Here is a 10,535-nt window from a genome sequence, read left to right on the forward strand (position 1 = left end):
CCGCTGCCCCGCGTCGCGCCGGGCGAGCCAACGGCCCGCGTCGCGCTGGGCGAACCGCCGGCCGGTGTCGCGCTGGGCGAACCGCCGGCCGGTGTCGCGCCGGATGAGCCAACGGCCCCCGTCGCGCCGGGCGAACCGCTGACCCGGGTCACAGGGGACGAGCCGTCGGCACGGGTGACCTCAGACGAGCGCACGGCCATTACTGTAGCGGGCGTGGACCTGGATGCGTACGTCGCAGAGCACCGCGGAGAGTGGCGCCGGCTGGGCCAGCTGAGCCGCAAATACAAGCTCAGCGCACTTGAGGCCGACGAGCTGGTGCTGCTCTACCAGCGGGTGGCCACACATCTGTCTGTCGTGCGCAGCCGCACCCCCGATCCGGCCCTGGTCGCCGAGCTGTCCCGGCTGGTGCTGTCGGCGCGGGCGGCGCTCACCGGGCCCACCCGGTTCAGCTGGCGGCGCGTCCCGCGCTTTTTCGCGCACGACATGCCGTTGGCGTTCTACGTGGCGCGCTGGTGGTGGATCGTGTGCGGGTTGTCGTTCGTCGCGGTCGCGGGCGTGGTCATCTGGTGGGTGAGCAACGATCTGCAGGTGGCCCGCGACTTCGGCATCTCCGACGCGGCGATCCAGGACATCGTCGGGGGCGGGTTCGAGGGCTACTACAGCGAGTATTTCCCGCAGAACTTCGGCGCCCTGGTGTGGGTCAACAACTCGTTCATCGCGGCCATCTGCCTGGCCAGCGGGGTGCTCGTGCTGCCACCCCTGCTTGTGCTGTGGCAAAACGCCGTGAGCGTGGGCATGGTCGGCGGCATCATGGTCGCGCACGGCGAGGCGGACACGTTCTTCGGCCTGATCGCGCCGCACGGCATGCTTGAGCTGACCGCGATTTTCGTGTCGGCGGGCATCGGCATGCGCATGGGCTGGGCGTGGGTCGATCCGGGCCCGATCCTGACCCGCGCGCAATCCCTTGCGGCGGCGGCGAGGCAGGCCATCATGGGCGCGATGGGTCTCGTGGTCGTGCTGGCCGTGTCGGCGGTCATTGAGGCGTTCGTGACGCCCGCCCCGTTCCCCATCCTGGTCCGCGACTTCATCGGGTTCGTGATCTGGGCCGCGTTCATCGCTTACGTCTGGATCCTCGGCTCACAAGCGGCCCGCCGCCTTGAGCGCGAGGTAGGCGTCGGTGACCTGGCTGGCGAAGACGTCGGCGGCGCAGTCGAGCACGTCCACGCCGCTGCGGGACAGCGCTGACGAGATCTTGCGCCGCTCGGCGAGCGCCCTGACCCCGGCCGCGATCGAATAGGCCGAGTCGGCGCCGTCCAGCGGCGTCGTGGCGAGCGCCTGAAGCGCCGGGTCGTGCACGGCCGCCACCAGAACCTGATGGCGTGCAACGAGTTTGGGCAGGATGGGCAGCAGCCCCTCGCCCAGTGCGCCCGGTTCGAGCGCGGTGAAGATCACGACCAGGCTGCGCTTGCGCTCGCGCCGCAGCACCTCGCTGATGATCTGCTCGAAGTCGGTCTCGACCAGATCCGGGTGCAGCGGGGCGAGCGCGTTCACCAATCGTGGCAACAGGTTGCGCCCGCCCACTCCGCTCACGGCGGCCCGGATCTGGTGGTCGGCGGCGAGCAGGTCCACCTGGTCGCCCGCCTCCTGCGCCACGGCCGCGAGCAGCAGGGCCGCGTCGATGGCCGCGTCGAGGCGGGGCTCGTCGCCCACCCGGACGGCGCTCGTGCGCCCGGTGTCGAGCACGCACACCACCCGCCGCGACCGCTCGGGACGCCACGTGCGCAGCATCACGTCGTTGCGCCGAGCCGTTGCGCGCCAATCGATTGAGCGCACGTCGTCGCCCGGCACATATTCGCGCAGGGTGTCGAACTCCGTGCCCTGGCCGCGCCCGCGAACCGCGGTGAGCCCCTCCACCTGGCGCAGTTTGGCCATTTTCTCGGGCAGGTATTTGCGCGACTCGAACCGCGGAAGCACCCGCAGTGTCCACTGTGGACTCTGGTCGGCCTGGCGGAACGCGAGCCCCATCGGCCCGAAGCTTCTTATGGTGACGCGCACCGCCGGCCGGTCGCCCCGTCGCGTGGCCCGCAGCGTGGTCGTGAGCGCGGCCCGCTCACCGGACCCGAGTGAAACCTTGTGCGAGAACGGGCTTGCGCCAGCAGAAGGCACCCATGTGTCGCGCACGAGCAGCCGCCCGTGTGAGTCGTCTCCATTGTGGACGACGAGCTCGACGGTGGCCGTCTCTCCTAACCGGACGGTGCGGTCGCCGGCTCGCCTGAGCTTGATCAGTGACGGCTTCACCGCAAGGTGAAGGTCGATGGACACGACGACGATGACGGACGCCAGGATGGTCGTGACGACCGCCCACGGCTCGACGCCGCCCAGCATCGCGCCGAAACCCACCAGCGTGCCGACCGCCAGCAGGAACGCCGTGCGCAGGGTGACCATCAGCGCGGCGTGGGCACGGAGGCCAGCACGCTGTCGAGCACCGCGTCGGCGGTGAACCCTTCGAGCTCGGCCTCCGGGCGCAGCCGCAGCCGGTGCCGCAGCGCGGGGCGGGCCATGACCTTCACGTCATCGGGCGTCACGTAGTCGCGGCCGCTCAGCCAGGCCCAGGCCTTTGTGCTGTGCAGCAGCGACGTTGCCCCGCGCGGCGAGGCTCCCAAGTCGACGGACGGCATGGCGCGCGTCGCGCGGCAGATGTCGACCACATAGGCCAGCACCTCGTCGGCCACGATGACACGCCCGGCCGCCTCCCGTGCGGCGGCCAGATCCGCCGCCGTGGCAACGGATTTGATGCCAGTGGCCGCGAGGTCGCGCGGGTCGAACCCGTTGTGGTGCGCGCGGATCACGCCCAGCTCCTCGTCTCGCGTCGGCAGCGGCACCGTCAGCTTGAGCAGGAACCGGTCCAGCTGCGCCTCGGGCAGCGGATAGGTGCCCTCGTGCTCGATCGGGTTTTGCGTCGCCGCCACGACGAACGGCTCGGGCAGTGGCCGGGTCACGCCGTCGGTCGAGACCTGGCGCTCCTCCATCACCTCCAGCAGCGCCGATTGCGTCTTGGGTGACGTGCGGTTGATCTCGTCGGCGAGCAGCAGGTTGGTGAACACCGGTCCGTGCCGGAAAATGAACTCCACGCTGCGCGGATCATAGATCACCGAGCCGGTGACGTCGCCGGGCATCAGGTCGGGCGTGAACTGGATGCGCTTCATCTCCAGATCGAGCCCTGCCGCGAACGCCCGCACCAGAAGGGTTTTCGCCACGCCGGGCGGGCCCTCCAGCAGCACGTGCCCCCGGCACAGCAGCGCGATGACCAGCCCGGCCACGACGCCCTCCTGCCCGACAACGGCCTTGGCCACCTCGGCGCGCAGCCGCCCGAGCGCCTCACGGGGTTCATTCATCGCGGCATCTCCCTCAATATCTGTGCCATCGCGCGCATCATCTCTTGGTCGTCTTCCGGCGTCGGTCCAAATAGGAGGTCTTCGTAGTCCGGCCGTGCGGCCAGGATCGACTCCCGGTCGTTGGGGACTTTGAGCGCGGCCGCGATCCGTTGCCGCGCCTCGATGCGCAGCGTCTCCAGAGCCGCGCCCCGCGCCCTGGCCCGCCGATACAAACGGCTGCGCCCGATCGCCGCCTCCGCCCCCGGCACCTCGATCGGAAGCGGCTCCGGCACCGGAGCGCCCAGCCGTCTCCCGCGGGCCAGCGCGATCACTATCGCGATTATCAAAAGCATGATGAGGAGGGGTACCAGCCACGCCGGCCACGGATTGGGCGGCTCCGGGCCGCTACCGCCGCCGAGCTCGAGGTCGATGGCGTCGCTCGGTGTCGGGCCCGGGCTGGCGTCCGGGCGGGTCCGCTCGCGCCCCGGCCCCAGCGACGGCACCACCTCACCCGAGCCCGCCTCCTCGCTGTAGGTCTTGGGTTTGGGCTCCATCGCGTGCAGGTCGAGCCACACCACGGTCTGCTTGGCGCTCAGCAGGTCGACCGCGAGCGTCTTGTTGTCGTGTTCGGACAGGCGGTCGGCGCGGAAGGGGTCGGCACTTCCCGCGACAACGAACTCCACGCCGTTGAAGTTTTGCGCCACCAGGCCGGAGTCGTAGCACACGTGCGCGTCCCTGCCCCCGTAACGCGTGCGGGTCACCGCGGCGGGGCCGGCCTTGGTGAGCGTGCACCCCTGGCCGCGGCTCGTGACCGCTGTCGCCCAACGGGTCGGCCCGACGCCGAGCGTGGGCACGGCATCCAGGAGCTGGCGCGTGCCCGGCTCCACGAGCACGACCCTGGTCTTGGCCGGGCTCTGCCGCAGCATCCACAGATAGTCGGGATGCACGAACTCGGGCGTGGGGATGAACAGGGTCGCGTTGCCCTTCAGCCGCCACGCCGACAGGAGCGCGTCCGACGAGCGGGTCTCCCGCTTGACCGCGATCCCCTTGGCGCGCAACAGCTCGGCGAGCTCACCGGCCGATGTGGACCCGTGCGCCTCGGGCGACAGATAGGTGTGCTCGGCCGTGTCTGGCTCAAGGATGGCATGCACGACCACGGTGCCCGTCATGAGCGCGAGCACGAGGGCGAACGGGATCGCCAGGCGGGGCCACCTGCGCTTGCTCATCGCCGGCTCAATTCCGTGTGAAGCTGGTCCGCCAGGACCCTCATCTCGGAGTCGTCCTCGATGCGTGCGGGGCTTTTGCGGTACCAGATAAGGGAAAATATGCCACTGGCGGCCGTCAGGGGCGGTCTCACCCCGGGAAGCGCGGCGCTGGCGGCCTCGGCCAGCTCGGTGACCGTCCATCCCGGACGGTTGACGACGACGCCGCGCTCGACCATCTCGCGCACCATGGCGCGCAGTCGCTCGCGCACCGCCTCGGCGTAGCGGCCCTCGGCGGCGAACCGGTCGGCGAGCGCGACGAACACGACCGGTGCCACCTCGGGCAGCTCCTCGTCGCTCTCGGCCACATCGTCGAGCTCGTCATCGGTGATGACACGCACGGCCTCGTCCTTTTTCTTGGCCCGCTTGGGACGGCGCCGGAAGCGGATGCGCAGCATCGCGTGCCACCAGCTCGGCCAGAAAAACCACAGCGTGCCAACGATTCCCGCGGCCAGCAGCAGGAGCAGCGCGGTCAACGGCAGCGGGACGATGTCGCCCCAAGCGGCGACCAACTCGTTCCAATCCCTCATCGTGCGGCCACCGTTTCGTGCGTCAACGGGGCGTGCCGCTCGGCGCGGGCCAGCCAGATGTCCAAGCCCTCACCGCGGAAGCGGGACTCGATGACGGCCGCCGCGTCAAGCGCGGCAAGGAAAGAGTACGCGGCGACATTGGCGATCACGAATCCCACGGTCAGGATCCAGAAGGCGGTGACGTCGTCGACGGACAGGAAACCGAGCAGCGACATGAGCCCGACGAGGAACCCGAGGCGCAGCAGCAACCACGCGAGATAGCCCAGCAGCCGGACACCGGTCACCCGCATGCCGACCCGGAACGCCGTCGCGGCCGCGCGGCCCAGGCTGCCCTTGGCATCGATGCCTATCACCGCGCCGGACGTGCCGAAGAGCGTGTAGCCGGGCACCCACAGCGGACCAAGGAACGCGCCGACGGCCGTCACCAGGCCCGCCACCGGCGCGGCGAGGCTCACCCGCACGACCTCCCACGGGCCCGGCCGCCGCCAGACCCCGGTCAGCTCGGCCACCGCGGCCCGCCCCGCCCACACCCCCAGGAACGTGATGATCAGCGCCTCCAGCCCGGCGCCGACCGCGAAAGCCACCCACAGCCCGCCGAACGGCAACTCCCACAGCCCCTCGCGGATGAACGTGAGCAGGCCGACCCCCAGCACCTCGCGCAGCGGGTAGAGCACCCCCTGCTCGGCGACGGCCAGGCCGGCCGCGAGCACCAGCAGCGAGCGCGGAGCGGCGCGCACCAGCTGAACGGCAGCATCCAGCAACTCGCCGACGGTCAGGGGCCGCCGCGGCAGGGCCGGTTGCCGGTTCAATTCGATCTCCAGGGGTGGCAGGCAAGTAATAGTACGGTCGGCACACAAGATATCCGTGAAGCCGGTTCATGTGGGGGAAAGGGAGATGCGATATTGGACGGCATGAGAGCCCGGGTACTGGTGGTTGATGACGATCCCGCGCTCGCCGAGATGCTGGGCATCGTGCTGCGCAGCGAGGGTTTCGCCCCCTCCTTCGTGGCCGACGGCGAGCGTGCGCTGGCGGCGTTCCGAGAGACAAGACCTGACATCGTCCTGCTCGACCTGATGCTTCCGGGCATGAGCGGGCTCGACGTGTGCCGGGCGATCCGGGCCGAGTCGGGCGTGCCGATCGTCATGCTGACCGCCAAGAGCGACACCGTCGACGTGGTGCTGGGGCTCGAATCCGGTGCGGATGACTACGTGGTCAAGCCCTTCAAACCCAAAGAGCTTGTCGCGAGGGTACGGGCCAGATTGCGCAGGGGCGAGGACGTCACGCCCGAGGTGCTCAACATCGGCCCGCCGGACAACCAGATCAGCATCGATGTGCCGGCGCACACCGTGACCCGCAACGGCGACGAGGTCAAGCTGACCCCGCTGGAGTTCGACCTCCTGGTCGCGCTGGCGCGCAAGCCGCGGCAGGTGTTCACCCGCGAGGTGCTGCTGGAGCAGGTGTGGGGCTACCGGCACAGCGCGGACACGAGGCTGGTCAATGTCCACGTGCAGCGGTTGCGCGCCAAGATCGAGCCCGACCCGGAGCGACCGGAGATCATCTTGACGGTGCGCGGGGTCGGATACAAAGCGGGAACGAGCTAGTCTGGTCCTGCTGTGGACCTCCCCTCACTCATCCCTCATCTGCGGCGCGCTCTCTCCCAGGCGCGGCGGCGGTTGTCGCCGCTTGCCGAGCGGGCGAGGCGCACCTGGCGGCGGTCGTTGCAGCTGCGCATGGTCACGATCACCGTGGTGTGCTCGGGCCTGCTGGTGACCGGCTTCGGCTATCTGGTCGCGGAGCGCAACAACGAGGCGCTGCTGCAGGGCGCGCGGGAAGACGCCAAACGCAAGATCGAGGCCGGCGCGGACTACCTCAAGGCGCAGTTGGAAAGCTGGCCCAACGGCGAGGACCCCAGCACGGCCAAGGAAGTCACCAAGATCCTCATCAGCCTGGCGACCAGGCCCGAGCAGGGCGACGACGTGTCCGTCGCGGTGTATTTCTCCCAGGCGCCGACCACGGTCGGCAACCGCGAGGCGTTCTGGCCACCGACGAAGCGGTCCGAGGTGGCCCTCGCGATCAAGCCGGAGCTGCGGCGCGCGGTCGAGAGCGGCAATGCGGCCAGCCAGGTGGTGACGGTGGGCGGCAACACCTACCTCGTCTACGGCACGCCGGTGTCCATGCCGCGGTGGAGCTACAAACAGATCGAGCTCTATTACGCCATCTCGATGCAGTCCGAGGTCGGCGTCTCGCAGAACACGCAGACGACCGTCATCCTGGTCGGGCTGATGCTGGTGCTGCTGCTGACCATCCTTGTCGTGTTCGTGACGCGTCTGGTCGCGCAGCCCGTGCGCCTGGCGGCACAGACGGCGCAACGCCTCTCGGCCGGTCTGCTCGACCAGCGGATGGCGGTCAACGGCGAAGACGAGCTGGCCCTGCTGGCCGACGCGTTCAACCAGATGGCGGCCAACCTGCAGCGGCAGATCGTGCGGCTGGAGGAGATGTCCCGGCTGCAGCGCCGTTTCACCTCCGACGTGTCGCACGAGCTGCGCACTCCGCTCACGACCGTGCGCATGGCCGCCGACCTGCTGTATTCGGAGCGGGAAGACTTCGACCCCGCGGTGGCGCGCAGCGCCGAGCTGTTGCAGAAGGAGCTCGACCGGTTCGAGGAGCTGCTGACCGACCTGCTGGAGATCAGTCGGTTCGATGCCGGCTTCGCCATGCTCGACACCGAGCCGACGGACATGATCGCGCTGGTCACGCGCGCCACGACCCGGTTCGAGCGGCTGGCCCGCCGGGCAGGGGTCGAGCTGCGCCTGATGGCGCCCGAGCCGCCGGTGATCGCCGAGATCGACGCCAAACGGGTGGAGCGCGCACTGCGCAACCTCGTGGACAACGCCATCGACCACGCGGAGGGCAAGCCGGTCATCGTCACGCTCGCGGCCGACGAGCACGCGGTCGCGCTGACCGTGCGCGATCACGGCATGGGCCTCAAGCCGGGCGAGGAGAAGCTGGTGTTCAACCGGTTCTGGCGGGCCGACCCGTCGCGGGCCCGGCAGACCGGCGGCACGGGCCTCGGGTTGTCCATCAGCCTGGAGGACATCCGGCTGCACGGCGGCTGGCTTGAGGCGTGGGGCCGGCCCGGCGAGGGCGCGGTGTTCCGGGTGACGCTGCCGGTCCGCGCGGGCGCGCGCCTGAAGTCCTCGCCGCTTCCGTTGCAACCGCTCGCGGCCATCCCGGCACAGCCGACCGCGCCGTCGCAGGGGGTGGGCGTGTGAGGCGGCTCTTGGCTGTGGTCGCCTGTCTGGGCATGCTGGCCGGGTGTGGCATCGGCTCGGGGCGGGTGCGGATCGAGGGCAAGCCCGCCGGCGCGGATCAGCTGGGCGCCGACTCCGCGGTGCGCGACAAGCTCGGCCGGCCGGACAACGTCACCCAGGCCATTGACCTGGTGCGCCGGTTTCTCACCGCACCCGCGGACGACGTCAACGTCCGGGTGCAGACCGTCTCCAGCTACATCAGTCCCGACGAATCCTTCCTGCCGAAGGACGAGGTGCACGTCGTCCACGTCGACGGCGGCTATAACCAGTTCTCCGACGCGTCCGGCAACACCACGGTCGAAGTGGACGTGCACCATATCGGCATCCTCAACAATTTCGGGCGGATCGAGCCCTCGGAGCGGGGAGCCGAGAAGCTCAAGTTCACCGTGGTGGACCGGCCCGACGGGCTCTTCCTGAGCAAGCTGTCACACGACGTGCTGCTCATGTCCGACAGCGCGCTGAACAGTTATTTCCAGGCACGGCGGTTGTATTTCTGGAGCAAGGACGGCACGCAGCTGATCCCCGATCTGCGCTACGTGACGCTGCGGCAAAATGCAGCGGGCCAGGCGGACCTGCTGCTGCAATGGCTCTATGAGGGACCGTCGCCCTGGCTTGCGCCGGCGGTGGCCGACCTGCCCTCGCCCACCCGTCCGGCGGGCAAGCGGGTGAGCGTGAAGGACGGATCGCTGAGCGTCGACCTCGCGACCGCGCCGGGTCCCGAGGATGGCGGGCGGTTGGCCAAGCAGCTGGCCAAGACGCTCCTGACCGCATCGGTGTCCAAATTGGAGCTGACGGTGGCTGGAGTCCCCCAGGGCGACACCACCCGCCCGGACGACCAGCGGCACGAAGCTTCCGAACGGTTCGGCATCGTCAATGGCGCGGTGCGCCGTGTTGCCCCCGGCAACACCACCGGCTTGACACCGCCCAACCCGGCACCGGTGACGCTGCCCGCCGACCTGAACAAAAACCTTGTGGCCGTGGCGTTCGCCCGTGGCCAGCAGTCGGCCGTGCTGGTGCGCCAGGATGGCGGCGTCTCCGTGTGGCACCAGCAATCCGGCTTGACCCCGGTGCAGCTCGGCCAGGCCAAACCGTTGGGGCAGCCGGTGTGGCTGGATCGGGCCGCGACGTCGGCGCTGATCCTGGCCGACAACCGGCTGTATCACATCGGCCCGAAGGGCGTGGCGACTCCTGTGTCCGGCGCCGAAAACATCACCGCCTTCTCGCTGGCGCCGGACGATACGCGGTTGGCGTTGGTCCGAAATGGACGGTTGTGGCTGGCGGCGCTGACCCGCACCGCCTCCAACGACCTGATCCTGAACCAGCCGCAGGTGGTGCCGACCCTGCTCGGCAACGGCGTGCAAAACGTGGCGTTCGGCGGCGAGACCACGCTCGTGGTGGCGGGCCCCTATGCGACCAAAATCACCCTGGTCTCGGCCAACCTCGACGGGTTCGCGCCGAGCAGCTATCGCCACGATCTGTTCGACCCGGATGTGAGGGTCGTCCACATGGCGTCGGCCCCGAACGCGGCACCGCTGTTCGAGGTCACCGGGAACGGCTCGTTCGAGGCGCAGGTCGGCGGGAGTCAACAGCTCGTCCCGGTGGGCGCCTCGCCGAGCGCCGAGGTGGCGGGCGCCAAGGTGTCGGCACCGAGCTTCGAGGGCTGAGGCGTGCTCGGGGCGCTGCTGGATCTGGTGATGCCCGCGGCGTGTGCCGCGTGTGGCGAGTCGGAGGAGCGGCTGTCTTGGGAGGTCTGCGGGCGGTGCGCGGCTGCGGTTGACCGGTTGCGTGCCGGGCCGACCCGGCCCACCCCGGCGCCGGATGGGCTGCCGCCTTGCTTCGCGTTGGGGGAATACGGAGGCGAGCTGCGCGAGCTGATCATCGGGTACAAGGACCGGGGCCGGCACCGGCTCGCCCATCCGCTGGGCGCGCTGCTGGCCGAGGTGGTCGCGACCGCACTGCCCGGCGACGGCCCCGTGCTGGTGCTGTTCGTGCCCGACACGGGCGCGGCGGCGCGCGAGCGTTACGGCGACCACATGCGCCGGCTCGCCCGGGCTGCCG

Annotated in this window: 10 protein-coding genes; 5 read left to right on the plus strand and 5 right to left on the minus strand. The window is 69.9% G+C overall.

The features are described from left to right. On the plus strand, positions 1 to 1,245 hold a 1,245-nt coding region (locus DM816_RS36105; protein WP_246002553.1), incomplete at its 5' end, for a stage II sporulation protein M. Here the strand turns inward: DM816_RS36105 and DM816_RS36110 are convergent. From DM816_RS36110 to DM816_RS36130, 5 genes are read right to left on the minus strand one after another with little or no spacing between them, the layout of a single operon-like run. After that, on the minus strand, positions 1,138 to 2,445 hold the full coding sequence (locus DM816_RS36110; protein ID WP_117215012.1) for a DUF58 domain-containing protein: 1,308 nt from the start codon (positions 2,443 to 2,445) through the stop codon (positions 1,138 to 1,140). The genes DM816_RS36105 and DM816_RS36110 overlap by 108 nt on opposite strands. Then, positions 2,445 to 3,395, minus strand: coding sequence for an AAA family ATPase (locus tag DM816_RS36115; protein WP_117215013.1), 951 nt, complete (start codon positions 3,393 to 3,395; stop codon positions 2,445 to 2,447). The genes DM816_RS36110 and DM816_RS36115 overlap by 1 nt, the downstream gene beginning before the upstream one ends. Further along, positions 3,392 to 4,600 (minus strand): DUF4350 domain-containing protein, encoded by a 1,209-nt coding sequence (locus DM816_RS36120; protein ID WP_117215014.1) that lies wholly within the window; start codon positions 4,598 to 4,600, stop codon positions 3,392 to 3,394. The genes DM816_RS36115 and DM816_RS36120 overlap by 4 nt, the downstream gene beginning before the upstream one ends. Beyond that, on the minus strand, positions 4,597 to 5,166 hold the full coding sequence (locus tag DM816_RS36125) for a DUF4129 domain-containing protein (protein WP_117215015.1): 570 nt from the start codon (positions 5,164 to 5,166) through the stop codon (positions 4,597 to 4,599). Before DM816_RS36125 ends, DM816_RS36120 begins: the two co-directional genes overlap by 4 nt. Beyond that, entirely contained in the window at positions 5,163 to 5,975 is an 813-nt protein-coding gene (locus tag DM816_RS36130) for a hypothetical protein (protein ID WP_117215016.1), read from the minus strand. The genes DM816_RS36125 and DM816_RS36130 overlap by 4 nt, the downstream gene beginning before the upstream one ends. 102 nt (positions 5,976 to 6,077) lie before the next feature. On the opposite strand from DM816_RS36130, the gene mtrA reads away from it, so the two are divergent. The 4 genes from mtrA to DM816_RS36150 all read left to right on the plus strand — a co-directional run. Then, positions 6,078 to 6,767 (plus strand): MtrAB system response regulator MtrA, encoded by a 690-nt coding sequence (mtrA, locus tag DM816_RS36135; RefSeq protein WP_117215019.1) that lies wholly within the window; start codon positions 6,078 to 6,080, stop codon positions 6,765 to 6,767. Between the two features lie 39 nt (positions 6,768 to 6,806). Beyond that, complete coding sequence (mtrB, locus tag DM816_RS36140; protein ID WP_281274392.1) at positions 6,807 to 8,438, plus strand: MtrAB system histidine kinase MtrB; 1,632 nt, start codon at positions 6,807 to 6,809, stop codon at positions 8,436 to 8,438. Next, entirely contained in the window at positions 8,435 to 10,141 is a 1,707-nt protein-coding gene (locus tag DM816_RS36145; RefSeq protein ID WP_162908184.1) for an LpqB family beta-propeller domain-containing protein, read from the plus strand. The genes mtrB and DM816_RS36145 overlap by 4 nt, the downstream gene beginning before the upstream one ends. 27 nt (positions 10,142 to 10,168) lie before the next feature. After that, positions 10,169 to 10,535: ComF family protein (locus tag DM816_RS36150; RefSeq protein ID WP_425455318.1), on the plus strand; the 367-nt coding region annotated here is incomplete at its 3' end.

The organism is Allorhizocola rhizosphaerae (assembly GCF_003426775.1).
GTDB lineage: Bacteria > Actinomycetota > Actinomycetes > Mycobacteriales > Micromonosporaceae > Allorhizocola > Allorhizocola rhizosphaerae.

Bases quoted from the DNA above. Each gene is read 5' to 3' on its own strand.
- DM816_RS36110 (WP_117215012.1), bottom strand. From the start codon at position 2,445: ATGGTCACCCTGCGCACGGCGTTCCTGCTGGCGGTCGGCACGCTGGTG.
- DM816_RS36115 (WP_117215013.1), bottom strand. From the start codon at position 3,395: ATGAATGAACCCCGTGAGGCGCTCGGGCGGCTGCGCGCCGAGGTGGCC.
- DM816_RS36120 (WP_117215014.1), bottom strand. From the start codon at position 4,600: ATGAGCAAGCGCAGGTGGCCCCGCCTGGCGATCCCGTTCGCCCTCGTG.
- DM816_RS36125 (WP_117215015.1), bottom strand. From the start codon at position 5,166: ATGAGGGATTGGAACGAGTTGGTCGCCGCTTGGGGCGACATCGTCCCG.
- mtrA (WP_117215019.1), top strand. From the start codon at position 6,078: ATGAGAGCCCGGGTACTGGTGGTTGATGACGATCCCGCGCTCGCCGAG.